Source organism: Pseudomonas sp. MDV22-iso1 (assembly GCF_058145095.1).
In genome coordinates this window covers 16,538-41,675 of the sequence record NZ_JBYVMF010000030.1, presented here as the reverse complement: position 1 = coordinate 41,675, position 25,138 = coordinate 16,538, and the positions used below count along the sequence as shown (strand labels likewise).

12 protein-coding genes are annotated in these 25,138 nt (G+C 58.7%); 4 read left to right on the top strand and 8 right to left on the bottom strand.

The features are described 5' to 3' along the window. Positions 1-45: 45 nt before the first annotated feature. From AC3ZVB_RS25335 to AC3ZVB_RS25315, 5 genes are all read right to left on the bottom strand, one after another. A complete protein-coding gene (locus AC3ZVB_RS25335; RefSeq protein WP_490148064.1) occupies positions 46-1,215 on the bottom strand; it encodes a lactonase family protein in 1,170 nt (389 codons plus the stop codon). Next, a complete protein-coding gene (locus AC3ZVB_RS25330; protein ID WP_194693246.1) occupies positions 1,208-1,504 on the bottom strand; it encodes a DUF5629 family protein in 297 nt (98 codons plus the stop codon). Before AC3ZVB_RS25330 ends, AC3ZVB_RS25335 begins: the two co-directional genes overlap by 8 nt. Before the next feature lie 236 nt (positions 1,505-1,740). Next, the gene (locus tag AC3ZVB_RS25325; RefSeq protein WP_490148048.1) at positions 1,741-3,321 is read right to left on the bottom strand and encodes an aldehyde dehydrogenase (NADP(+)); all 1,581 of its coding nucleotides are present in this window, start codon (positions 3,319-3,321) and stop codon (positions 1,741-1,743) included. Positions 3,322-3,331: 10 nt separating this feature from the next. Beyond that, complete coding sequence (gene araD1 / locus AC3ZVB_RS25320) at positions 3,332-4,324, bottom strand: AraD1 family protein (protein ID WP_490148047.1); 993 nt, start codon at positions 4,322-4,324, stop codon at positions 3,332-3,334. Positions 4,325-4,475: 151 nt separating this feature from the next. Next, positions 4,476-5,798 (bottom strand): MFS transporter, encoded by a 1,323-nt coding sequence (locus AC3ZVB_RS25315; protein WP_490148046.1) that lies wholly within the window; start codon positions 5,796-5,798, stop codon positions 4,476-4,478. A gap of 193 nt (positions 5,799-5,991) precedes the next feature. Between AC3ZVB_RS25315 and AC3ZVB_RS25310 the strand changes: the two genes are divergently transcribed. The 4 genes from AC3ZVB_RS25310 (at position 5,992) to AC3ZVB_RS25295 (ending at position 18,557) form a co-directional block, all read left to right on the top strand. After that, on the top strand, positions 5,992-7,728 hold the full coding sequence (locus AC3ZVB_RS25310; RefSeq protein WP_490148045.1) for an IlvD/Edd family dehydratase: 1,737 nt from the start codon (positions 5,992-5,994) through the stop codon (positions 7,726-7,728). 163 nt (positions 7,729-7,891) lie between these two features. Then, positions 7,892-8,608: a FadR/GntR family transcriptional regulator gene (locus AC3ZVB_RS25305; protein ID WP_490148044.1), complete on the top strand. Its 717-nt coding sequence runs from the start codon at positions 7,892-7,894 to the stop codon at positions 8,606-8,608. A 153-nt stretch (positions 8,609-8,761) separates the two neighbouring features. Continuing rightward, on the top strand, positions 8,762-13,447 hold the full coding sequence (locus AC3ZVB_RS25300; protein ID WP_490148043.1) for a dermonecrotic toxin domain-containing protein: 4,686 nt from the start codon (positions 8,762-8,764) through the stop codon (positions 13,445-13,447). A gap of 250 nt (positions 13,448-13,697) precedes the next feature. Continuing rightward, on the top strand, positions 13,698-18,557 hold the full coding sequence (locus AC3ZVB_RS25295) for a dermonecrotic toxin domain-containing protein (RefSeq protein ID WP_490148042.1): 4,860 nt from the start codon (positions 13,698-13,700) through the stop codon (positions 18,555-18,557). 56 nt (positions 18,558-18,613) lie between these two features. Here the strand turns inward: AC3ZVB_RS25295 and AC3ZVB_RS25290 are convergent, their stop codons facing one another. The 3 genes from AC3ZVB_RS25290 to pepN all read right to left on the bottom strand — a co-directional run bounded on the left by AC3ZVB_RS25290 (position 18,614) and on the right by pepN (position 25,135). Continuing rightward, complete coding sequence (locus tag AC3ZVB_RS25290; RefSeq protein ID WP_490148041.1) at positions 18,614-20,998, bottom strand: efflux RND transporter permease subunit; 2,385 nt, start codon at positions 20,996-20,998, stop codon at positions 18,614-18,616. 28 nt (positions 20,999-21,026) lie between these two features. Further along, a complete protein-coding gene (locus AC3ZVB_RS25285; RefSeq protein ID WP_194693254.1) occupies positions 21,027-22,079 on the bottom strand; it encodes a WD40/YVTN/BNR-like repeat-containing protein in 1,053 nt (350 codons plus the stop codon). A 398-nt stretch (positions 22,080-22,477) separates the two neighbouring features. Continuing rightward, positions 22,478-25,135 carry an aminopeptidase N gene (gene pepN / locus AC3ZVB_RS25280; protein ID WP_490148040.1) on the bottom strand — a complete coding sequence of 886 codons (2,658 nt, stop codon included), beginning with the start codon at positions 25,133-25,135 and terminating at the stop codon, positions 22,478-22,480. Between the last annotated feature and the right edge of the window lie 3 nt (positions 25,136-25,138).

Here is a 25,138-nt window from a genome sequence, read left to right as displayed (position 1 = left end):
GTCATTGATAGAAGGATGCAGGCCCCATCAACCGGGGCCTGCGGCCTATTGACGCACCAGGAATTTGAGATCGCTGGGCGCGTCCATGGCTAGCTTCTGCACGGTTTTACCCAACAAACCGCTTTTGGCATCGCGCTCGACGACGACAATCTGGTTGCTCTTCTGGTTGGCAATCAGCAAAAACCTGCCACTCGGGTCGAGGCTGAACTCACGCGGGTGATCACCTTCTACCGAGCGACGCTGCAACTCCTTGAGGTGGCCGGTCGCCGGATCGATGGCAAACACCAACAGTTGATTGGCAGTCCCGCGGTTACTGACGTACAGGAACTTGCCATCCGAGGAAGCATGCAACGCCGCAGCGGCCTTGTCCGAGACCGGCTGACCCGCCGCCAGATCGACCATTTGCGTCTGCTCAAGCTTGCCGTCCTGGTAATCGAACACGGCGACCTGCGCGCTCATTTCCATGGTCAGCCAGGCATGCTTGCCATCCGCGCTGAACAGCAAATGTCGCGGTCCACTGCCCGGTGGCAGCTGAACCGACGGCGGGGCGGCGGCGGTCAAGGGCAGTTGCGGATCGGCCTTGGGATCGAAGCGATAGACAAACACCTTGTCCGCCCCCAGGTCATTGGAAAACACATAGCGGCCGTCCGGCGACGAGATCGTCGAATGCACATGCGCCGACATCTGCCGCTCAGGATTGACCCGACTGGACGGATGGCTGCTCATCTGCACCACCGGTTTGAGCGTGCCATCGACGCTGACGGGCACGACCGCCAGGGTGCCACCCGGGTCTTCCACGACTGAGTAGTTGCTGACGAACAGGTGACTGGCGTCAGCACTCAGGCTCGAATGCGTGGGCTCGTTGCCCAGGCTCTGAACCTGGTTGATCAGGCTCAATTGGTAGGACTTGGGATCGATCGAATAGCTGCTGACGCGGCCTACCGGATCAGCCTGTCCCGGACCGTTTTCGTTGACCACGAACAGACGTTGCTGATCCTTGGACAAGGTGAGCCAGGAAGGGTTTTCGGTTTTGATCACTTGCAGGGGTTTAGCGTCGATCTGCCCGGTAGCGCTGTCGAAATTCAGCCGATAGATGCCCTGGCTCTGGCCGGCGGTGTAGGACCCGACCAGCAATTGGAAGTCATCGGCCGGCGCTGCCTGAACACACATCGCGCCGACGCTGCCGGCGATCAACAGTGGCCAGAAATTACGCATCCTCATTCCCTTCGTCCTCGTCGTCACCACCGCCGAACGCTGTCAGGCAGACCAGTCGATGCTCGCCGGAGTCACCCGTGATCACCCAGCTCTGCAAGGTGGGGTCGAACGTGGCGGCCTGAATCTGCGCCGGGGTGAATTCCCAGTGTTTGGCCGCACGGCCGTCCATGCACTCGATGTGCAGGTTGTCATCCTCGTCCAGCGAGAATTCAAAGGCGTGCAGGCCGTCGATTTCAACCATGTCGCAGTGTTCGAGGGTGTTGAGCAAGGTGTCGTTTGCGGCAGTCATGGCAGTCAATCTTTGAAAGGGGAAAGACGCCATGATAGCTCAATGTGGGGGTGGGTCTGCGCGTGCCACGTTATAGATATCGATGCGCCCCCTGTGAGAGCGAACTTTTGTGGCGAGGGGATTCATCCCCGCTGGGCTGCGAAGCGGCCCTAAAAGTTCTGCGACTGCTTCGCATTCGAACGGGGATCAATCCCCTCGCCACAAAGGCTCCCTCCTACAGGACGTGCGTTTCGTCGTTAGAGGGCATCAGTGGACGGTTTGCCATCCACAAGGCGCTGAATGCGCAGCGGATTGCCGTTCTTCAACGCATCCGGCAGCAAACTGTCAGGGTAGTTCTGGAAACACACCGGACGCAGGAAACGGTCGATCGCCAAGGTGCCCACCGATGTACCACGGGCATCGGACGTTGCCGGATACGGCCCGCCATGGACCATCGAATCGCAGACCTCCACACCGGTCGGATAACCATTGAGCAGGATGCGCCCCACCTTCTGCTCCAGCAGCGGTGTCAACTCGGCGAACTGCTCGAAGTCTTCCGGCTCGCCAATGAGGGTTGCTGTCAGTTGCCCGTGCAGGCCATTAAGTGCAGCGCTAAGCTGCGCCTGATCCGCGACTTCGACGAACACCGTGGTCGGACCGAACACCTCTTCCTGCAACACCTCATCGCCGTGGATCAACAAATCTGCATCCGCCTTGAAGAGTTGCGGCTGTGCCTGATTGCCCTGTTGCGACTGGCCGGCCAGGTGCTCGATTGACGGGTGCGCGAGCAGCTTCTGCAACCCTTTGCCATAACTGCTGAGCGTGCCGGCATTGAGCATGGTTTGCGCCGGTTGGTCATTGATCAGCCCCGCTACCTGTTGCACGAACGCGCTGAACTGCGGCGAACGAATGCCGATCACCAAACCGGGGTTGGTACAGAATTGACCACAGCCTTGAACCACCGAAGCGGTGAGGTCGCGGGCGATAGTGTCGGCCCGCGCTTGCAGCGCCTGCGGCAAGATGATCACCGGGTTGATGCTCGACATCTCGGCGAACACCGGGATAGGTTGTGCACGGGCTGCGGCCATGTCGCACAAGGCTCGGCCACCCTTCAATGAACCGGTAAAACCGACAGCCTGAATCGCCGGATGTTTGACCAGCGCTTCACCGACCCCGCCGCCGTAAATCATGTTGAAGACGCCCGCCGGCATGCCGGTTTTTTCCGCCGCGCGAATGATCGCATCAGCAACGGACTCGGCGGTGGCCATGTGACCGCTGTGCGCCTTGAACACCACCGGGCAACCGGCGGCCAATGCAGACGCCGTGTCGCCGCCGGCAGTGGAAAATGCCAACGGGAAATTGCTCGCGCCGAACACCGCCACTGGACCGAGGCCGATACGGTACTGGCGAAAATCGGGACGGGGCAGCGGCGTACGATTCGGTAATGCCTGATCGATACGGGCGCCATAAAAGTCGCCGCGACGCAGCACGTTGGCGAACAGGCGCATTTGCCCGCTGGTACGGCCACGCTCACCTTGAATGCGTGGCGCGGGCAACGCGGTTTCGCGGCAGACCAGGACGACGAAATCATCGCCCAGGGCGTCCAGTTCATCGGCAATCCCATCGAGGAATTGCGCGCGGCGTTCGGCACTCAGACGCCGATAGGCCGGGTACGCGGCAGCCGCCGCCTCGGCCGCGGCATCAACTTCTGCCGGTGTTGCCTGATAGAAGTCATGGGGCAACGCCTCGCCGGTAACGGCGTCGACGCTCTGGAGTGTGAGGGTGCCGGCAGCGCTGCGCTGCCCGCCTATGTAGTTATGACCAAGAATGCGGGACATGCATGTCTCCTTAAAGTGTGCCGACGGTGCCAGGTTCAAACGCTGCTTCCACGGGTGTGATGCCGTTAATCAGCGGCGCGCCGAATTCGGCCTGGCTGATCTCGAACAGATCACCGGGTCGGGTGCGAATGCCCTCGGCAAAGGACAGGGTGGCGGTGCCGAAGAAGTGAATGTGCACATCCCCCGGCCGCAGGAACTGGCTGTATTTGAAATGGTGGTACTCAAGGTTTTCCAGGCTGTGGCACATGTTGGCCTCGCCGCTGAGAAACTCGTTCTGCCACAGCACTTCGCCGTCGCGCAGAATGCGGCTGGTGCCCGCCAGGTGTTGCGGCAGTTCGCCCAGCCGAAGCTCCGGGCCGTAACTGCAGCTGCGCAGTTTTGAATGCGCCAGATAGAGGTAGTTCTTGCGTTCCATGACGTGGTCGGAAAACTCGTTGCCCACCGCATAACCGAGGCGATAGGGCCTGGCGTCGGGACCGATGACGTACAAACCACTGAGCTCCGGCTCTTCCCCGGCATCTTCAGCGAACGGCGGCAGTGGAAACGGATGGCCAGGGCGTACAACGATGCTGCCGTCACCCTTGTAAAACCATTCAGGCTGTACACCCGCCTGCCCTGCTGCCGGTTTGCCGCCCTCCACGCCCCATTTGAAGATGCGCATGGTGTCGGTCATCGCGGTTTCGTCGCCGATCTGCTGGTGCATCTTGTCGCGAGCCGAGGCGCTGCCCAGGTGGGTCAGGCCGGTACCGCTGACCAGCATGTGCGCCGGGTCCGGGTGATCCAACGGTGGCAGGATGCGACATTGGGTCAGCAGGTCTGCATAGTCGTGACTGAGGCCCAGCCCCAATGCCTGGACCTGTTGCTCAAGATTTTTACCGGCCTCAATGGCCGCCAACGCCAGATCGCGAACCGTGCGCGCATCCAGCACCTCACGCACCAGCCCCTCCTCGACCACGCCAACCCGGCGCTCGCCGTTAATCAATTCGAACTGAACCAAACGCATGGTTTTCTCCTTTAAACAAACCTTTCAACAGCACTGCAAAATCCTGTGGGAGCTGGCTTGCCAGCGATAGCGAACTGTCAGGTACATCAACGCACAACGCGCTGCCGTCATCGCTGGCAAGCCAGCTCCCACAGGGGGCGGAGTCAGTTGTTCAAGTACGCGTCGCACCCCGTGCGCTGGCGGCGAATTGGTCAACCGGCAGCACATGTTTGCGCTCCAGCAAGCGGTACACCACGCCGGTCAACACGAGCCCGAAGACCATCACGCCGGACAGGAAATACAGCCCCGAGGCGAGATTTCCGGTGTATTCCTTCAACGCACCAATAATGAACGGACCGATGTAGCCGCCCAGGTTGCCCACCGAGTTGATCAAGGCGATACCCGCTGCGGCACTGGCGCCGGCGAAGAAACGACCCGGCAAGGTCCAGAACACGGCGGTGCACGAGAACAGCGCGAACGCCACCAGACACAGCGCCGCCAATTGCGCCACCGGCATCGTCAGCCAGGCGCTGAAGAACAGACCGATCGCGCCCAGTACATAGAGCACCGCGAGATGACCGTAGCGATCATTCAGTCGGTCAGAGCTGCGCGGGATGATCAACAAGCCAATGATCCCGAAAATGTACGGCACCGATGACACGAACCCGGTCGTCAGGTCGCTGCCGCCAAATTGCTTGATCAGCGTCGGCAGCCACAGGCCGAGCCCATAAATGCTCAAAGTCACTGGCAGATAGAACAGCGCCAGCAGCAACACCCGTTTGTCCTTGAGGGCGTGCAATGGATTGCCGTGGCGAGTCTGGCCATATTCCTGAAGGTCCTTTTGCAGTTCGCCGGTCAGCCAGTCCTTCTCGGCCTGGTCCATCCATTTAACCTGTTGCGGACCGTCCGGCAGCCAGCGCAGCACCGGCCAGGTCAGCAGGATCGCGGGGGCGCCGATGACGATGAACAGCCATTGCCAACCGTGCAGCCCGAGGGTGCCGTCCATGCCGAGCAGACCGCCGGACACGGGGCCGGTGATCATCATTGCGATGGGTTGCGAGAGGATGAACAGCCCCAGGATCTTGCCGCGATGGCGCACCGGGAACCATTGGGTGATGTAGTAAAGAACGCCCGGAAAGAACCCGGCTTCGGCGGCGCCGAGCAGAAAGCGCATGACATAAAAACTGTGCGGCCCCTGAACGAAAGCCATGCCGATGGTGATCGCGCCCCAGGTCACCATGATCCGCGCAAACCAGCGCCGCGCGCCGAAGCGTTCGAGCATCAGGTTGCTGGGAATCTCCAGCAGGAAGTAACCGATGAAGAACAGGCCGGCGCCCAGTCCATAGGCAGCGTCGCCAATGCCGATGTCCGCGCCCATGTGCAGCTTGGCGAACCCTACGGCGGAGCGATCCACATAGGCGATCAGGTACAGCAGGATCAGGAAAGGAATCAGTTTCAGCGTGATGCGACGTATCAGCCGCAGTTCCTGGCTCATGAGATCGGTCTCCGATTGTTGTTGTTATAGAACCTCGGGGGACGCCTCTCGCAGAAAACCGCCAGGGCAATCCCTCCGTTGCGACCGACTATATAGTAATACTATTTAATCAACAACACTTCCAAACTGTCGATTTAGCGCTTATGTTATCCATCAGTCGGAACAATATAGTCATACAATAAGAGAATCGATCATGTCTGATAAAAAACTCAATCTGCGCTCTGCCCAATGGTTCGGCACGGCTGACAAGAACGGCTTCATGTACCGCAGCTGGATGAAGAATCAGGGCATTGCCGACCACCAGTTCCACGGCAAGCCGATCATCGGGATCTGCAATACCTGGTCGGAACTGACCCCCTGTAACGCGCATTTCCGCCAGATAGCGGAGCACGTCAAACGTGGGGTGATCGAGGCAGGCGGCTGGCCGGTTGAGTTCCCGGTGTTTTCCAATGGCGAATCGAATCTGCGTCCGACCGCCATGTTCACGCGAAATCTGACGAGCATGGATGTGGAGGAAGCGATTCGCGGCAACCCGATTGATGGCGTCGTGCTGTTGACCGGCTGCGACAAAACCACGCCTGCCCTGTTGATGGGCGCAGCCAGTTGCGACGTGCCGGCCATCGTCGTGACCGGCGGGCCGATGCTCAACGGCAAGCACAAGGGTCAGGACATCGGTTCCGGCACCGTGGTGTGGCAACTCAGTGAGCAGGTCAAGGCGGGCACCATCACCCTTGATGACTTCCTCGCGGCCGAGGGTGGCATGTCCCGTTCGGCGGGCACCTGCAACACCATGGGCACCGCCTCGACCATGGCCTGCATGGCTGAAGCCCTGGGCACTTCCCTGCCCCACAACGCGGCGATTCCAGCCGTCGACGCGCGCCGTTATGTGTTGGCGCACATGTCCGGCATGCGGGCGGTAGAGATGGTTCGCGAAGACTTGAAGCTGTCGAAAATCCTCACCAAAGAAGCATTCGAAAACGCCATTCGCGTCAACGCCGCCATCGGTGGTTCGACCAATGCCGTTATCCACCTGAAGGCCATTGCCGGCCGCATCGGTGTGGACCTGGAGCTGGATGACTGGACCCGCATGGGTCGAGGCATGCCGACCATCGTCGACCTGCAACCGTCCGGTCGTTTCCTCATGGAAGAGTTCTACTATGCCGGAGGCTTGCCCGCCGTACTGCGCCGCCTCGGCGAAGCCAATCTGATTCCCCATCCGGACGCGTTGACCGTCAACGGCAAATCCATTGGCGAGAACACCAGGGACGCGCCGATCTATGGCCAGGACGAGGTCATTCGCACCCTCGACAATCCCATCCGCGCCGACGGCGGCATCTGTGTGCTGCGCGGCAACCTGGCGCCGCTCGGTGCCGTGCTCAAACCGTCCGCCGCCAGTGCTGAGCTGATGCAGCATCGCGGTCGTGCGGTGGTGTTCGAGAACTTTGACATGTACAAGGCGCGGATCAACGATCCAGAGCTGGACGTGGATGCGAACTCGATACTGGTCATGAAAAACTGCGGCCCGAAGGGTTATCCGGGCATGGCTGAAGTTGGCAACATGGGGCTGCCCGCGAAGCTGTTAGCCCAAGGCGTGACGGACATGGTGCGCATTTCCGACGCGCGCATGAGCGGCACGGCATACGGCACGGTGGTGCTACATGTCGCCCCCGAAGCCGCTGCCGGCGGACCTCTGGCGACGGTGAAGGAAGGTGACTGGATCGAACTCGATTGTGCCAACGGGCGACTGCACCTGGATATTCCGGACGCGGAGCTCGCGGCGCGCATGGCGGATCTGCAACCACCGCAGCAACTGATTGTGGGCGGTTATCGTCAGCTGTACATCGATCATGTACTGCAAGCAGATCAGGGCTGTGACTTCGATTTCCTGGTCGGATGCCGAGGCGCCGAAGTCCCCCGCCACTCGCATTAAGCGCAAAAGATCGCAACCTGCGGCAGCTCCGACATTGGAATGCATTTCCCCTGTGGGAGCCAGCCTGCTGGCGCCCACATTTGGTTTGTGTATCCACCTCAATACTGTGTCGTGCCTGCTATCATGCGCGGCATCTCCATCCCACAGGATCGCGCCGTTCCCCATGGATTACCGCAAACCCTCCGACCGCAAAAGCATGCACTCGCGCATCGTCCAGGAACTGGGCATGCAGATCGTTTCCGGGCGGTTCAAACCGGACGACAAGTTGCCCGCCGAAGCGCTGTTGTGCGAAGAGTACGCGGTCAGCCGACCGGTGCTGCGCGAAGCCACGCGGGTACTGGTTGCCAAAGGCCTGGTGTATTCCCGTCCGCGCGTCGGCACGGTGGTCAAGCAGCGCAAGGAATGGCACATGCTCGACCCGGACGTGTTGCACTGGCTGATGCAAAGCAGTCCGCAAAATGAATTCTTCGACCTGCTGACCAGTGTGCGCAGCATCATCGAACCCGCTGCGGCCGCCCTGGCCGCCCAGTTCGCCACCGACGCGGACATCGCCTCCATCGGTGAAGCCTATCAACGCATGGAAGCCGCGCCGACACCGGAAGCCTTGCTGCAACCGGACCTGGATTTCCATAGCCGGATCGCCGATGCGACGCACAACGATTTGCTGGCGAACCTGTGCAACATGCTCTCGGTCGCGATTGCCGAAGCGCTGAAGCATTCCAACCAGCGACCGAACCTGCACGAGCTGGCATTGCCACGGCATAAGGCAATCCTCACCGCCATCGAAAACCGCGACGCTCTCGGTGCACGGCATGCGACGCTGGTGCAGCTGGATGATGCGCGCAGTGCGCTGAACGTGGTGTTGGGTAGCGATTCCTGACAGCCAGCGAGGCGTGTCTATGTTTTACGATGTTTATCGGCCCACTGAGTGCTGCTGACCCATTGAACGGTTGATGTGCGATATCCCGTTACCGCACGTTTAACCTGCTGCCGTTCTATGTTGTGCAATCCTGAACGTGCCAAGGATTGCACCATGCCAACATTACCGACACCGACCTCACTGGACTCAACCAGCATCATCGCGCGTGCCGTCAGCGCCCGATTCGACAACCGACCGACATTACGCTCGCAAACCGCTCGCCTGCTCAAGGAAGGTTTGCTGGAAAAGTACCCCGAGCTCGACTTCGACCCTTATCAAACCAAGCTTGCCCAGCCCATTCCGAACGGCGCGTGGCGTCTGTCTTTATTACTTGACGAGGTGCTGGAGTACCTCGCCAGCGGCGTGAAACTCGATCTTGGAGATCAATACGGTCGCAACTGCTTCCTGACCAATAAAGTGCCCAAGCAAATGGGGGTCAGCAAAACCACCTCGCGTTTGCCTGACATGCGGGTCATTGAAGCGGTTATCCTCGAGCTCCCGGACATTCTGTACATTGGTTTACAGGAAGCCCTGACGGCTTACTGGAATGACGATACCGGCGCGGGGGGCAGCCGCTGGGAATGGCTTGGCGATCTCCTCGCTGGCCTGCTGAAAACGGCAGCGGTCCGCCACACAGGTCTTGACGCCTCACAGGCCGGGGTCTTGGCGGAACTGGCCAATCACCCTGATCGTCAGGTCCGTTTGCAAAAGCCGTGGTCCGGAGGCGTTATTCAAGCCTGTACGCTTCAGACCACTCTGAGCAAAGGCACTGTCTCGGCCAGCCTGCAGACGCCCGACCTGCTGCTCAGTTGCGCTGAAACCCACCTGTTGTGCAGCTTGACCGGCGGTGTCGAGGCGTACTCGTCACTGGAGGAATTTGGTCGGGCCTGGGCGGAGCGTTTCCAGCAGGACTTTACTGCCGACACCATCACCTGGAAGCGGTTCGAGCCGGCGGGCAACATCTTCGACACCCAGGCCGCCTTACTGCTGAATCAGCAGCTGGAAAACCTGGCGGCACTCAAGTTGCCCGCGAATCAAAGCCTGGACGCACTGCAACAGCGCATCGACGCCATCACCGATGTCGCCCGTCTGTTCATTGACACGCTGAGTGATCCCCGCAACCTTCAACCGATACAAGCGACCCTCCCGGACTGGTTGCAAGCGGCCAGCGCCACAGATCGCATGGCTTACCGGCAACATATCCTGGCGCTCGCCAGCACCAAACAGCAAACCCACGGGCGCTCATATCGCGATGGCATTGATGACCTTCACACCTTCGCGAAGAAAACGCTGCACAAGCAAATGCTGGAAGATCAACCACAGGCCCCCGGTTACAACGCCGACGAACTGGAACTGACCTTCCACGTGCCTGTCGGTAACATGGGCAGCGGCTACATCGAACCAGTGCAGATGTCCCTGACCGAGCTGGCAATCAAGAACCTGGCAGGCAAACCCAAAGGCCGGATGACCATACGTCACACGGGCAATCAACTGATCCAGGACTGGACCACCGACACGTACCTGCTGGATCTGGTGAAACGCGTCGATGTCGGTAAGCACTACCCCGAACTGATCGATAGTCTGCTGCTGGGTGATAGCGCTGAAGCGCGCGAACGTGAAAAGCTGTTCTCGCTGGAACTGGCCATTCAGTTACCACTGCAGGCGCTCGAACACTCGATCCGGGGCGAGCATGGTTTCAACCGACTGGGCTATCAATACGTCAATGCGCTGATGAAAAAAACGGCCGCCGAACGCGTAGTCGAAGAGCAGGTGATTGTCATCAGGCCCTTGGCGTTTCAACGCAAAGCAGCCGCGGACTGCGATGTGGTCGCCAACATGTTTATCATCGAAGCCAAAGACCTGAACGCCGACGGTCCCCATGTTCTTTATCGACCACTCTACACACCCGCCCTGCAGCAATACGCTACCCGCAATGACCTGCTGGAAGCGATCGCCCTTGCCGGACCGTTGCAAAGCAGCGTGCTGACGTGGCTCAGCGATCGTGCAACGCCGATCTATGCCAACAATGGATTCAACGAACCGCACATCGTCCATTATCACGTCGGCGACGACTTCACCCCTTTCGAAAAACCTGCGCCGGCAATCCTGGTGGGCGATGCGGCGGCAGCGGATTGGTTGAAGGCTGTCGAAGAGGATCGATTACTGGCCAGTCTGTTCATCAGCAACGTTCGAGCACTGGTCGAGCTCGCAGACCGGCAATCCGTGTCCGATGCGCAGAGTCGTTGGGCGATCATTCTTGAAGGCGGTTGGCTGGTCTTCAACCTCCTGATTCTGCCGTTACGCGGCCCTGCCATGGCCGTAGGCTGGATGTTACAAATCACCCACAGTCTGATCAACGATATTCCAGCACTGGACAGCGAAGACGCTGTCACCCGAAATCTGGCGTGGACCGATCTGTTATTGAACATCGGCCTGGTGCTGCTGCATGGGGCGGAAGAACCCGACATGGCAACGCTACCCGACAGGGTAGAAAAGCTCGCCCCGATCGCACTGGAGCCGTTGCGCCAACCTTTACGTTCGTACCCGACGCCACTTGATCCAGTCATCCACCAGAAAGCACCCGGCTTACCCTCGCAGCCTCCTGGCAGTGGCAATACGCTCTTGGATTTCAACCTGTCGATGGCTCGGGATTCGGCCTCAGCCAGACTGTTCAACACCTTGCTGGAGATTCAGGTCCCATGGCCAGAACCTCTGCCCGAGCCCGTAGCGGCCGGTGCGTTCAAAGGGTTGTACCTGATAGATAACAAATGGCACGCAACGCTTGCCGGTCTGCTATTGCGCGTGCGCATCGTGTCCGGTTTCGGCGAGGTGTTTCTGATCCATTCGGACCATCCGGGCATCAAGTTGAAAAGCAATGGAAAGGGTCAATGGAGTCTGGACCACGGTTTGAAACTCATCGGTGGCGGCCGAGAGTCAAGAATCAAGGCCCAACGTCGAGAGGCGGTAGATCGCATCAACCTTCTCGATCGCAATTACGAGGCGTTTCTCGGTCAGCAGGTGGAGGTGCAGCGAGGCGTGGATATTGCTGAACAACTGATGAACCAGCAAAGAGACCTCCCTACCGCTACCGAACAGGTGCGAGCGAGGTTCAGGCAGATTTTCAACAGTAAGCTGGACAAGCAGACCGACACTTATGTGACGCAGATCGCCGCACTGAAGGAAATTGCTGCACTGAAAAAAGCGGAGCTTCCACAGCCCCGAATGGCGGCCCTGCTGGAGAACACTATAAACAACGTCCGCAAACGGATTGTTACCGCTGATATGGACCGTCAAGCCAATGTCAGCAACTACCCTGAATTCAACAATGGCCTCGAGCGGATGGATGCTGCACTGTTTGACGGCGGTGTTGCCGCGAGGGATCGCTACCTCGAATTCCTCCGCAAAACTGCCGACATCAACGACACCATGATCAAGCTTTACGAAGAGGTGGACACTCGACTGCTGGAGCTAAAAGAAATTTCCCGCCAGGGGCGAGATGCCTGGCAGCGATTGACGAGCAATCGATCCGGCAACGAATTTACAGCACTGCGCCTCAAAGCTTTTCATCTGGAGATATTGCGCCCGCTCAGTATCAAGCGCTGGGGGGTTCGAACCGTCCTGGAGCTGGACGAGGCTATGGTTCCAGTGGTGTTATTGTCTCGTTCGCATTCTGAACTGCAAGGCTCGACAGTCTATGAAAGTGCCGATCGTATCGCGGTGCTTGATAATCTTGTCGGCCGCTACAGTAAGGCGCAGGACGCGTTGGAAAGTATTGGCATTTTCAGCAATGATGAATTGGACGCCACCGCGTTCAATCGTCTACGCGAGATCATTGGCGAATTACGGCTCGATGCCGAGCGTCGTCTGGCGGACGAATTGCAAAGCCTGCCAGCGTTGGAATCGCCTGGCCCTTCGTCCGGCCCCAACCATCCCCCTGTCAAACCTCCCGCGCCGAGAGCGAGCCGAAAGAGGGTCATCAAAACCGACACCAACGGCACATTGATTGGCGACCTGCGTCCACGGGTGACCAATCAGGTGGCAGACATTGTCGACATCAAGAGCCCCTTGGAAGGCAGCACCCTGGCTTCTTTCCACGAACAAGAGCCAAACGTTTGGGTAGCAATCGAACCAGTGCAACCGGCACCTCGTGCACTCGCGACCCCCTACCCGCAACTCAAAGGCGATGCCCGCAAAGCCTTGGCCAACGTTGACAATCAGGTGCAGAAAATCGAGGGTTATGCACGGCGAGCGAGTTCTCCCAGGGAAATTGAAGAACAGTTGCAACGCGAGGCGCAGAAGCTGACCGGTTATGCGGACAAACTCGAGAGCCACGAAAATGCTCCGGTCAATCCAGGGCAGGATGTGGGCCTGATTAGCGGACTGCGGGCCAAGGCAAACACTCTCGAGAGCAAAGCGACTGAACTTCGCACGCAGATAACGTTGGCCAGGCCACCGACTAGCGATGGGGTGGCGTATCTGCTGCGTAACAACGCGATTTACGTCCGGGTCTTTAGCCGTCGGGTCCAGTTGAAAACCGGTCGAAAAGACTTCATGCAGGAGTACGTTCTGCTCGACGGCCAAAATCAACCCTTGTGGTACGCCCACTTTCACTATGCAAACGCAGTAGACGGGAAAGCCAATTACACCCGCGCCCATCTGAAAACCAAAGACCAGCAATTTGAAACCTATGAATCGGCCATGTTGAAGGCCAAGGATCCGCAGCAAAAAATCGATGTTTATCATGGGATCCTCAGCGAAGAGCTCGCGAGCCGCGAATTCCTGCCTTTGGAACCGCGCTGATTCGAGACATCGATCAGGAGGCGGACTCACCTCCGTCGCCCTCTCACAACCAGAGCAGATCCAGCTGATCCGATAGTTTTTCGGTAGCGCCGGATTCATATGCGACGCAGAGCGTCGTGAGTCATAGAGGTAGTATCCCGATACCGCACTCATGATGACGAAATGCGATTTCCTGTGACGGACCGCTCAGCGGTCCGTTTTCCCCGCAGCCACGACGGCACCGGGTTCACACAGGAAAAAGGACGTTGTCATGCCCGCTTCAAACACCGACGCAAAGTCGACCCTCCCGAGTCAATTGGCCGCCGTGGCCATTCATAAACGCTTCGCCCATCGCCCTTCGTTTTTTTCAGTGGTTTTCAATGCGCTGCGCGATCGAATCATGGAGCACTATCCCACTCTCGAAATCGACCTGCGCGACGTCAAACTCGCCAGCCCACACCCCGATGGAGGATGGGAATTCAAACTGTTGAGTAATGTCGCAACGGAGCATGTGCTTAATCCGCAACTCCTGGATCTGAGCCCTCGGCGCGAATTGCCGTTTTACCTCACTCAAAACATCCCCACCCGCCTGAAGTCCCCAGCCCCGCCTTACATACTGGACATGCAGGTCATCGCCAACATCATCGCCGCGCTACCCTCGACCCTTTACATCTATTTCCAGCAGGCGCTGGCTGACCACTGGAGCGAGTCCGATACACAGGGCAGCAACCGCTGGCAATGGTTCGGTGAGTTTCTCAAGGGTCAGATGATGGCCGCTGCCGCGTCGCGGTCGGACCTGGATCCCACGCAGCGTGACATGCTGTCTCTCGTCGCCGCGTGGCCGGAACGGCTTGCGCGTTTGTCACGCTCAACCCCCGTCACTGGCGCCTCTTTCATCGAAACAACCCTCAAGAGCGCTGGAAAAGAAGAGCGCCTGCTAACACCGGACCTGCTGCTCATACGGGGCAAACAGGTGTTGCTGTATGGCGTGGCCGGAACCATCGAGCTGTTTGACTCCATCGATGCTTTCGGCAAAGCCTGGGGTCTGCGAATGCAGCGTCGGTTCGAGTTCGACAGCATCAGTTGGCGGCGCAATGAACCTGACGGCAATGTGTTTGAACAGCAGGCCGGCCTCATTCTTAACCAGCAACTGGAAGACCTCGGAACAATGAAGTTTCAGTGCCAGAGCGAACGAGCCCTTGAGCGGCGCCTGGACACACTCACGGCCCCGGCGCTGCTGTTCTCCAAAGTGCCTGAAGCCACACCTGCCCAGCTCGAACAGGTCCGCACTCATCTGCCCGAGTGGGTGACGCAAACCAGCGTTGCAGACCGGTTTGCCTATCACCGTCATTTGCAGGACATGGCCCAAGTGCTAAAGCAGAACCAGGGCCGCTCATTCAACGAAGGGATTGCAAGCATCCATACCTTCAGTCGCGACGCCTTGCGCAGACAGATGCGCACAGATCATGGCGATCAGGACCCGGACGATGTGGTGCTGGATTTCTCTGTGGCCGCCGGGTACCCGGGCGGCGCGGGTTTTATCGGGCATGTGAAGATGTCGTTAACGGAACTGGCCCTCAAGAATCTTGCTGGCAAACCGAAAGGCACTCTCAAGCTGTCCTCGAAAAGCGGCAAAGCACTGCCGAACTGGCTTGATGCGGATTACGTGCTGGGGAGCAAAGGGCTGATTCAACGCGTCGACATCGGCGCGACCTACCCACAGAAAATCAAGGATCTGTTGCTGTCCGATACCCTAGACGCCCGTCGACGAGAGACGCTGTTTACCCGTGAACTCAAGGTCAGTTTGCCCACGCAGGCGCTGGAATTTGCCATGCGTAAACAACACGGGGTTACTGTCCAAGGCTACCGCTGTGTAAAGGCCGTGTTGGGTGAAACAGTCCGGGATAGAAGCATCGACGGACAGGAGATCGTTCTGCGGCCATTGGCTCTTTGCAGAGCCGCCGGAGCCATACCCGATACTGTAAACAACATCTTTATTATCGAACCCCGCGACACCAACGTCGGTCCGCACCTGCTGTACCGGCCGCTGTACGCCGACTGCCTGTTCGAATACCCGACACGCCAGGCCCTGCTGGACGCCATCGCCGCACCCGGTGAACTGCAGACCAGTGTATTGATGTGGCTGACGGACAAGGCTCGGCCCATTTTTGACCACGGCGGAATCAAAGAACCGCACATCATTCGCTTCACGCTGGGGGGCGAGTTCGATCCTTACAGTAAGCCGTCACCCGCGACCCTGGCCGTCGACGACGGGGCCGACAGATGGTTGCAGGCGCAAGCCGACGGACAGTTGCTCAACCATCTGTTCCACAGCACCGCGGGGGCGCTGGTCGAACTGGCCGATCGGGATTCGGTGTCCAACCGCGAAAGCCGCTGGGCCATCGTGATGGAAGGTGCGTGGCTGCTGTTCAATACTCTGGTACTGCCGTTGGTCCAGGGGCCGGCCATGTTGGCGGGCTGGTTCCTGGTGTTAGCCAGCAGCCTGGAACAGGATCTGGCAGGACTCGACAGCGACGACCCGACCACCAGAGAGCTGGCGTTGATCGACCTGTTGCTTAACACCGCGATGGTGCTGCTGCACGCGGCATCCAACCCCAAGCGGCAACCGTTGCCGGAGCCCGCCGCGCATGACAGCAACCTGCACCTTGCCTCGTGGCTGCGTTCTTCAGCGGCCCACCCTGAGACCCCGCCGCTGGTGCGGCAGAATCCGCTCGCGTTGTCTGGTGAACCGCCGGCGACAGGACGTACGGCGTTGGATTTCAGCCGTTCGCTTGCCAGTGCCGGGGCCAGCGCAAAATTGCTGGACGCGTTGCTTTCGGTCCACGTGCCGTGGCCCTCCCCTCTGCCGACTCCGGAGGCCAGCGGTCGCTTGAAAGGCTTGTACCGAATAGAAAATCTCTGGCATGCCAGCGTCGGCGGTTTGCTCTTTCAGGTCAGCATCGAACCCGGCTTCGGTGATGTTTATCTGGTCGATCCCAAGCACTCCCATCACCCCGGCTTTCAGCTTGCCAGCGATGGCTTGGGTCATTGGCGCTTGCGACGCGGCGTCAGGCTGGAAGGGGGAATGCCCAGGGAAAGAGTTCAACGATGGAGAGCCGAAAACCAGGATCATCTGGATCAGTTAAGCGCCCAAACCGACGCGCTCAGAATTGAGATCTCGCCGCTGATACCACCTTTGCGAGAAGCCAGGGAGGCATTGCAAACATCCCGCGTAACGTTGGATAAACAAAAGAAACGCTTGAGAGTGCTCTGGAATCTGACGCTCGCTGACGCAGGTCCTGAAAAGAAAGCCGAGTACCTCAAAAAGCATGAAGAGCAACGAAACATCACGGCCGTCGCGAAGGCTGGCATGGACATCGAGCTCGAAAAATACCTGGACGCCGTCGCGGCGATTGCTCCTTTGATTCTCAAAATTGTCGAGAAACGTACCGAGCAAATGGCAGCAGACCTGACGAATGGGAATCACCTGACCCTGCGCAACCAGTCGGCGTTGATGGAGTTCAATAACTGGAACATCGCTTTTGACTATCTGGTCAAAGCTCGCATGGACCTTTTGGAACTGGAAAGCGGTGAGCACATCGATGAACTAAGCGTCCGTATCAACGATGAGTTGAGTAAGGGCATTACTACTGCCTACAACACATTTCTTAACATTCAAAAACAACTGCTTGCGATAGAAGAAAAACAGATTCCAATCGCCATGCGGATAGAGGCGCAATTGGATCAGGCGGATCCCGCTCTGCGTCAGTACTTGCTGACAGTGACGCCACTCGACCAGTACGTCTTCGCTGACCCCTTGGAGCAATCCAAGCTGCTGACGCTTCTTGAGCTGTCAATTGACCGGAGTTTCCAGCCTGGAGAACCCGTGCAGTTTTTCCTGGCGCTAAAGCTAATGGATTCTCGGATATTACAAAGCGTTCTTGCGCATTCGGAAATGCGTTCCCGCTCAGGCTATTCGACACTTGAGAAAACGACGGTCCTCCAGGATGTATTAGAGCACTACAAGCGTGTTGAGAACGCGTTCAATTCGTTGTCCGACATGCGGTCAGGTTACATTCGGGACGAATACCGGGAACCCTTTCTGAAGCAATTCAGTGATGCCCGTTCCAGCCTTGAATCGCAACTGGCCGACCTGATCCTTGTCGAAGAAGGCTTCTTGCCTGAGCCATCCCCCGAAAAACCGGTGAAGGCGAAAACGCCAAACAAAAGAGTCATCAATACCAGCAAGGGCAGCCTGGTGGGCGACCTGCGTCCTTCTGACAGAGGAACTCAAGGCAGGGTTGTCGACGTCATAGACTCAAGTACCGGGCAGACCGTTGCTTCCTATCAGGAGCAAGGCACTACAGGTCTTTGGGAAGAGGTCAACGAGACAGGTTCTGCGACGCCACAGGCCGGAGTTCCGGACGTACCTGCGGGCCCTTCTGTTCGTTCACTGAAAAGGATAAAGGCAGACGCGGAAAAGATAGTGAACGAGCGGGCACGCATCGAGGGCAACATCCGCTTTGAACAGAGGCAGCTAAAGAATCCTCGCCGCATTGAAGACCTCCGCCCGTGGGAGTGGGATCACATGCTGACCAGGCCTGCCGAACAGCTCGAGTCCCTGGCCAACGAAATACAACGCGGGCACGCCGCCGATGCTAACGCAGTCAAATTAGCGGGTACTTATCTGGCCGAGGCGCAGGCGATGAAGACACAGGCTCGCGAATTCTGCCGCGAAGGGTACCTGTTACAACGCCCAAGAGCCTCCAACATCGAGTATCTGTTGGCGAATGATTTCGTCAAAATCACCCTCGTCAAAACTCACTTCCCATTGCAGGCGGGTGACTTTCTGACCGAGTACGCCGTGCACGACAAACGCAGGATCGGACAAGGTAAACCGGATGACAACAATGCCCTGTGGTACGCGCATTTCCATTACCCAACGGTTGATACGCCGAAACTGCAACCGCAGTTCGCCCACTTGAAGACGCATGCAGAGCGTTTAGTCACCCGTCGACAACTGTTTGAACAGGCGCAAAAGGACGCCCGAGCCGTCATCAATCTGAACAAAGAAATCATTGCACTGCCTTTGGCTAAAAAGCTGTTCCTCGAGATGGAAAACCAGAAGTGAAGTGAAAAAAAAGCCCGGGCACAATGCCCGGGCTATTTTTTTGCTGCGGTCAGCTATCAGTGAGCAAACAACGAATTGCCTTTCTGCCCCGCCAGTTTCTCCGGCTTGATCAGGAACCGTGCCAGCGCTGGCAACAGCCACAGCGCGCCGAACATATTCCACAGCAGCATGAAGGTCAGCATCAGGCCCATGTCGGCCTGGAACTTGATCGCCGAGAAGATCCAGGTGCACACGCCGATGGCCAGGCACAGGCCGGTGAACAGTACGGCTTTACCGGTGGATTTCAGCGTCTGGTAGTACGCCTCTTGCAGCGGCAGACCGGCACGCAGGAAGCTTTCCAGGTGGCTGTAGATGTAGATGCCGTAGTCCACGCCAATCCCCACGCCCAGTGCCACGACCGGCAAGGTCGCCACTTTCACGCCGATGCCCATGAACGCCATCAGCGCGTTACCGAGTACCGACGTCAGCACCAGTGGCAACACGATGCACAAGGTCGCCGCCCAGGAACGGAAGGTGATCATGCACATGGTCGCAACGCAGATGTACACCAGGATCAGGATGGTCAGCTCGGATTCCTTGATCACTTCGTTGGTCGCCGCCTCGATCCCGGCGTTACCCGCCGCGAGGATGAATTCCAGGCCGTCCTTGTTGTTCTCCTTGGCGAAGTCCTGCACCGCGTGAACCGCTCGGTCCAGGGTCGCGGCCTTGTGGTCGTTGAGGAACACCAGCACCGGGGCCAGGGAACAGCTGTTGTTGTACAGCCCATCTGCCCGGGCGATGGAGTTGTTCAACACATCCGGGTTACGTGACAGGGTTTCCCATTTCAGGTTGCCCTCGTTCATGCCCTTGATCATCTGCTTGGACACGGTCACCAGCGAGATCGCCGACTGCACGCCCTCGGTGTTCTGCATCTTCCACATCAGCTCGTCGATCGGCGCCATGGCTTCGTAGCGCGAGCAGCCTTCGGCCTTGGTTTTGACCATCACCACCAATACGTCAGAGCTGGTGGAGTAATTGCTGATGATGAAGTTGTTGTCCTTGTTGTAACGCGAGTCCGGACGCAGCTCCGGAGCGCCCTGGTCCAGGTCGCCAATTTTCAGATTCTGGCTGTACCAGAGGCCGCCACCGAAAGCGATCAGTGCCAGGGCAATCGACACCGGGGCGACTTTCGGGCTGGCGAAATTCGACAGCAGACGCCAGAACGGATGCTCGCGCACCGCGTCCTTCTTGCTGCGCTCCACGGCGCGCTTGCTGATGCCGACATAGGAAATCGCCACCGGCAACAGGATCAGGTTGGTGAACACGATCACCGCCACGCCGATGGACGCGCCGATGGCCAGTTCACGAATCACGCCGATGTCGATGATCAACAGGGTAATGAAGCCCACCGCATCCGCGAGGATCGCAATCATCCCCGGCAGAAACAGTTGACGGAAGGTCCGTCGTGCGGCGGTCAGAGCGTTGTCCGCCTCGCTGGACTGCAAGGCGATACCGTTGATTTTCTGTACGCCGTGGGAGATACCGATGGCAAAAATCAGGAACGGCACCAGCATCGAATAGGGATCGAGCCCGAAGCCGAAAAAGTGCATCAAGCCGAGTTGCCAGACCACCGCCACCAGCGTGGTACTGAGTACCGCCACGGTGCTGCGCATGCAGTTGGTGAACCAGTACAGCAGGATCAGGGTGATCACGAAGGCGATGCCGAAGAACATCACCACCATGACCAGACCATCGATCAGATCGCCTACTTTCTTGGCGAAACCGACGATGTGGATCTTGATGTTGGGGTTCTGTTTCTCGAACTTGTCGCGGATCTTGTCTTCGAGCTCGTGGGAGAACTTGCGATAGTCCAGGGCCAGCAATTTGCCCTGGTCCTGCGGGTCCGGGTAGGACTCCAGCAATGGAATATCGACGATGCTCGACTTGAAGTCGTTGGACACCAGCCGCCCGACTTGCCCGGACTTGAGCACGTTGTTGCGCAGCAGATCGAGGCTTTCCTGCGAACCGTTATAGCTCTGCGGAATCACTTCACCACCGGCGAAGCCTTCTTCCGTCACCTCGGTCCAGCGTACGCTCGGACTCCACAGCGACTTGAGACCGGAGCGGTCGACGCCGGAGATATAGAACACTTCGTCGTTGATCTGACGCAGGGTCTCCATGTACTCCTTGGAGAAAATGTCGCCGTCGGTGGCTTCAACCGAGATCCGCACCGTGTTGCCCAGGTTCGCCAGGTCGTTGCGATGCTCCATCATCTTCTGAATGAAGGGATGTTCCAGCGGGATCATTTTTTCGAAACTGGTGGACGGACGAATCAGCGTCGCCTGCCAGAACAGGAAAACACTGACCAGCAGGCAGATCGTGATCACTGCCGGGCGGTTGTTGAAAATCAGGCGTTCGAGAAATGTCGCCTTGTCTTGGTGATGGCTGCTTAGGGATGTCATAGACCCGCCTTCTTATTATGTGCCCGGCTCATTTGCCCAACTCGGCGCCCGATGGCGAAGTAGCGCGAACGCCGCCCTGTCCTGCCAGAATCAGATTTCCGTTGCCTGCAGCAGTGACAGCCGACACGGAAATGCGATCCGCACGGTTGAACACGCTGAAGGTTTCGCCGTTGTCGTTGCTGCGGATCACCGAGCCACCATTACCAACGATCACGATGGAACCGTCATCGAGCAACGTAGCTCCGGACAGACCAAACTCCAGCGCGCCACGGGTGGCCTTGAGTTCAACCGGCTCCCAGGTGGTGCCGAAATCGGTGGAGCGGAACAGGTTGCCGCGCAATCCGTAAGCCAACAGGGTGTTGGCTTGGGCCGTACCGATCACGCCGAACAGCGAACCTTCGTACGGGCCTTCGAGTTTTTCCCAGGTCTGACCCCAGTCCGCAGAGCGGAACATGCTGCCCTGCTCTCCGACGATGAACAGCCCGGCATCCTTGACGGCCGCGATGCCGTTGAGGTGAAACTGGTCTTCGTTATCGAGGCGGTCGCTGGCGTCTTCCCAGTGCTTGCCGCCATCGGTGGTTTCCAGCAATGCGCCGTAGGCACCCACGGCAAAGCCGCTGTTGGCGTCCTTGAACCAGACGTCCAGCAGCGGCGCTTCGCGTGTCAGATCTTCGTATTGTTTGGTCCAGGTGACGCCGCCGTCCTCACTGGCGAGGATCTGCGCGTCATGACCGACGGCCCAACCGTGTTTGTCGTCGACGAAAAACACCGAGGTCAGCAGTTGCCGGGTCGGTACCTTGGCCTGCGTCCAGGTAGCGCCCTGGTCATCGGAATAAAGGATGTGCCCACGATCACCGACGGCCACCAGCCGCTTGCCGGCGTGCACGACATCGAGCATCAGGCTTTTGCTGGCCTTGGCGGATTCAACGGAATAGACAACATCGGATGCCGGCGCGGCCGCGGCCAGCACAGGAGCCGACAACATGGCAGTGCCCAACAGCGAGAGCGCTGTAGCCAGCAACGCGAATTTGCGTAATGCCGGCGGGCGGCAGATACCCACACCCATGACAGGCTCACTCATAGACCTTCCCCCATTATTATTGTTAGGTCGTTCAACCTTTCAGGGCGCCGTAAGGGTGTTCATCCTGATCGGCTTTCTGGAGCATAGTCCTGAAATGCGCAATCTAGAGCCCCTTCGGAAGCTGGCTTATCCTATCGGGGTTTGGAAAGGTCTGACAATCGACGCCACGTTATCTTTTGTTAACTGGCGGGATAAGGGCTGGAGGTGAATGAGGCGGTATTCGGAGGGATGATGTGGAAGAAGATCGTTCCCACAAATTCATCTAGATCATTCTCACGCTCTGCGTGGGAATGCCTCATTGGACGCTCTGCGTCCGCTTTGGGAGGCAGAGCGTCCCGGGCTGCATTCCCACGCAGAGCGTGGGAACGATCAGAACAGGTTTAAGGGATGAGCCAGCGTCAGGCCAGGCTTTTGCTGACCACTTCGAACACGTCGCTCGACAGCTGACCCGAAGCCCGAATCCGCTCCAGCTCACCTTTCATCAACGCCTGACGAGCGTCGTCGTATTTGCGCCAGCGAGTCAGCGGCGCCAGTTGACGGGAAGCAATCTGAGGATTGAACCCGTTCAGCTCGATCACCAGGTCCGCCAGGAAGCGATACCCCGAACCATCCGCCGCATGGAAGTTGATCAGGTTCTGCCCGGCAAACGCGCCTACCAGTGCCCGCACCTTGTTCGGGTTCTTCATGTTGAACGCCGGATGCTGCATCAGCTGACGCACCCGCTCCAGGCCACCTGGCAGTGTGCTGCCGGCTTGAACGCTGAACCACTGATCCATGACCAGCGGATTGTCCTTGAAGTGCTCGGCAAAACTGGCCAGCGCCTTGGCTTTCTCTTCGTCGAACGGCGAATTGACCAACACCGCCAGCGCCGTCAGGCGTTCGGTCATGTTGTCGCTGAACTCGAACTGTTCAAGAGTCGCGGCCAGGACTTCCGGTTTTTCGCTGAGCATCAGGTACGACAGCGCAATGTTCTGCAGCGCGCGACGAGCAAAGTGCTCGGCCTCGGCCACATAAGGCGTCTTTTTCGACAGGTCGCGATTGGCCTGATAACGCAGCCATAGCGGCTCGAACAGGTTGTCCGCCAGTTGCTCGCGAGCAAACTCGCGGGCGATGTGGATGGCGTCAACGTCAGCAACCTCGCTGATTTCTGTCAGATAGGCTTCACCCGGCAGCGAAAGCATTTCCGCGACCATGGCCTGGTCCAGCGTTTCGTCGGTCAGCACCGAATGCAGGGCCGTGATCAGTCGTTGATCCAGCACCAGCTTCTCACCCTTCTGGTGATCGGTGATTAGCTCTTGCAGCACCTGGACCGACAGTTGCTGGCCGGCGTCCCAACGGTTGAAACCGTCAGTGTCGTGCTGCATGAGGAACATCAATTGGTCGCGGCTGTACGGGAAGCTCAGCTTCACTGGCGCCGAGAAACCACGCAGTAACGAAGGCAACGGCTGTTCCGCGACGTCTACGAAGGTGAACGTCTGCTCGGCTTCGGTCACCGAAATCACTCGCGAAGTGCCCTGGGCGCTTGCTTCACCTTGCAGGCGCAGGGCGATTTCGCCGCCCTTGCTGTCCAGCAACCCCAGCTCGACCGGGATCACAAAAGGCAGCTTCTCAACCTTGTCCGGGGTCGCCGGGCAGCTTTGGCGGAAGGTCAGGCTGTAGGTTTTCGCCGCGGCGTCGTAAGACTCACTCACCGCCAGGCGTGGCGTACCGGCCTGGCTGTACCAGCGTTTGAATTGGGTCAGGTCGACGCCATTGGCGTCTTCCATGGCCTTGATGAAGTCGTCGCACGTCACGGCCTGGCCGTCATGGCGATCAAAGTACAGGTCGCTGCCTTTGCGGAAGCCTTCGGCACCGAGCAAGGTGTGGATCATGCCGACCACTTCCGAACCCTTCTCATACACAGTCAGGGTGTAGAAGTTGGAGATCTCGATGAAGCTGTCCGGGCGCACGGCGTGGGCCATGGGGCCAGCGTCTTCGGCGAACTGGTGAGTACGCAGGTAGGCCACGTCCTGGATGCGCTTGACCGTGGCCGAGTTCATGTCGGCGGAGAAACCGGAATCACGGAACACCGTGAAACCTTCCTTGAGCGACAGCTGGAACCAGTCGCGGCAGGTCACGCGGTTACCCGACCAGTTGTGGAAGTATTCGTGGGCGACGATGGCTTCAACGCGCTGGTGAGCGGCGTCGGTCGCGGTTTCGGCCTTGGCCAGCACCGCGCTGGAGTTGAAGATATTGAGGCCCTTGTTCTCCATGGCGCCCATGTTGAAGTCGTTCACGGCGACGATCATGAAGATGTCCAGGTCGTACTCGCGGCCGTACACCTCTTCGTCCCAGCGCATGGACTTCTTCAGGCTGTTCATGGCGTGCTGGCACTTGTCGATGTTTTCCGGCTCGACATAGATACGCAGCGCCACGGAACGCTCGGTCATGGTGGTGAAGGTGTCTTCGACGCACCAAAGATCACCGGCCACCAGCGCAAACAGGTACGCCGGCTTCATGAACGGGTCTTCCCAGGTCGCCCAATGCCGGCCTTCTTCGCCGGGGCCTTGGGCAATCGGGTTGCCGTTGGACAGCAACACCGGGTAGCTGTGCTGCTCGGCGACCACCGTGGTGGTGAACTTGCTCATCACGTCCGGGCGGTCGAGGTAATAGGTGATCTTGCGGAAGCCTTCAGCCTCGCACTGGGTGCAGAACATGCCGCTGGATTTGTACAGGCCTTCCAGCGCGGTGTTGGTTTCCGGGTGGATCCTGACGCTGGTGTCGACCGTGAACGTGGTGCTGGTCGGGTGCAGGGTCAAGTGATTCTCGGTCAACTGGTAGTCCGTGTCGCTCAGCTCTACATCACCGAGGTTCACCGACAGCAATTCAAGCTGCTGGCCATCCAGCACCAGCGGCGGCAAGCCTGGGCCACGCTCGGGATTGCGGCGCATCACCAGTTGCGCATGGACCAGGCTGTGGTCCTCGAACAACTCGAAGGTCAGGTGCGTCTCGTCGATCAGGTACTCGGGCGCCTGATAGTCCTTCAGGTAGATCATCTTCGGTTGTTCGGTGCGCATGCT

What these genes read in the sequence shown, in the direction of transcription:
- araD1 (WP_490148047.1), bottom strand. Translation starts at nt 4,324, where the DNA reads ATGCGTTTGGTTCAGTTCGAATTGATTAACGGCGAGCGCCGGGTTGGC.
- AC3ZVB_RS25295 (WP_490148042.1), top strand. Translation starts at nt 13,698, where the DNA reads ATGCCCGCTTCAAACACCGACGCAAAGTCGACCCTCCCGAGTCAATTG.
- AC3ZVB_RS25290 (WP_490148041.1), bottom strand. Translation starts at nt 20,998, where the DNA reads ATGACATCCCTAAGCAGCCATCACCAAGACAAGGCGACATTTCTCGAA.
- AC3ZVB_RS25330 (WP_194693246.1), bottom strand. Translation starts at nt 1,504, where the DNA reads ATGACTGCCGCAAACGACACCTTGCTCAACACCCTCGAACACTGCGAC.
- AC3ZVB_RS25335 (WP_490148064.1), bottom strand. Translation starts at nt 1,215, where the DNA reads ATGCGTAATTTCTGGCCACTGTTGATCGCCGGCAGCGTCGGCGCGATG.
- AC3ZVB_RS25310 (WP_490148045.1), top strand. Translation starts at nt 5,992, where the DNA reads ATGTCTGATAAAAAACTCAATCTGCGCTCTGCCCAATGGTTCGGCACG.
- AC3ZVB_RS25285 (WP_194693254.1), bottom strand. Translation starts at nt 22,079, where the DNA reads ATGAGTGAGCCTGTCATGGGTGTGGGTATCTGCCGCCCGCCGGCATTA.
- AC3ZVB_RS25325 (WP_490148048.1), bottom strand. Translation starts at nt 3,321, where the DNA reads ATGTCCCGCATTCTTGGTCATAACTACATAGGCGGGCAGCGCAGCGCT.
- AC3ZVB_RS25315 (WP_490148046.1), bottom strand. Translation starts at nt 5,798, where the DNA reads ATGAGCCAGGAACTGCGGCTGATACGTCGCATCACGCTGAAACTGATT.
- pepN (WP_490148040.1), bottom strand. Translation starts at nt 25,135, where the DNA reads ATGCGCACCGAACAACCGAAGATGATCTACCTGAAGGACTATCAGGCG.
- AC3ZVB_RS25305 (WP_490148044.1), top strand. Translation starts at nt 7,892, where the DNA reads ATGGATTACCGCAAACCCTCCGACCGCAAAAGCATGCACTCGCGCATC.
- AC3ZVB_RS25300 (WP_490148043.1), top strand. Translation starts at nt 8,762, where the DNA reads ATGCCAACATTACCGACACCGACCTCACTGGACTCAACCAGCATCATC.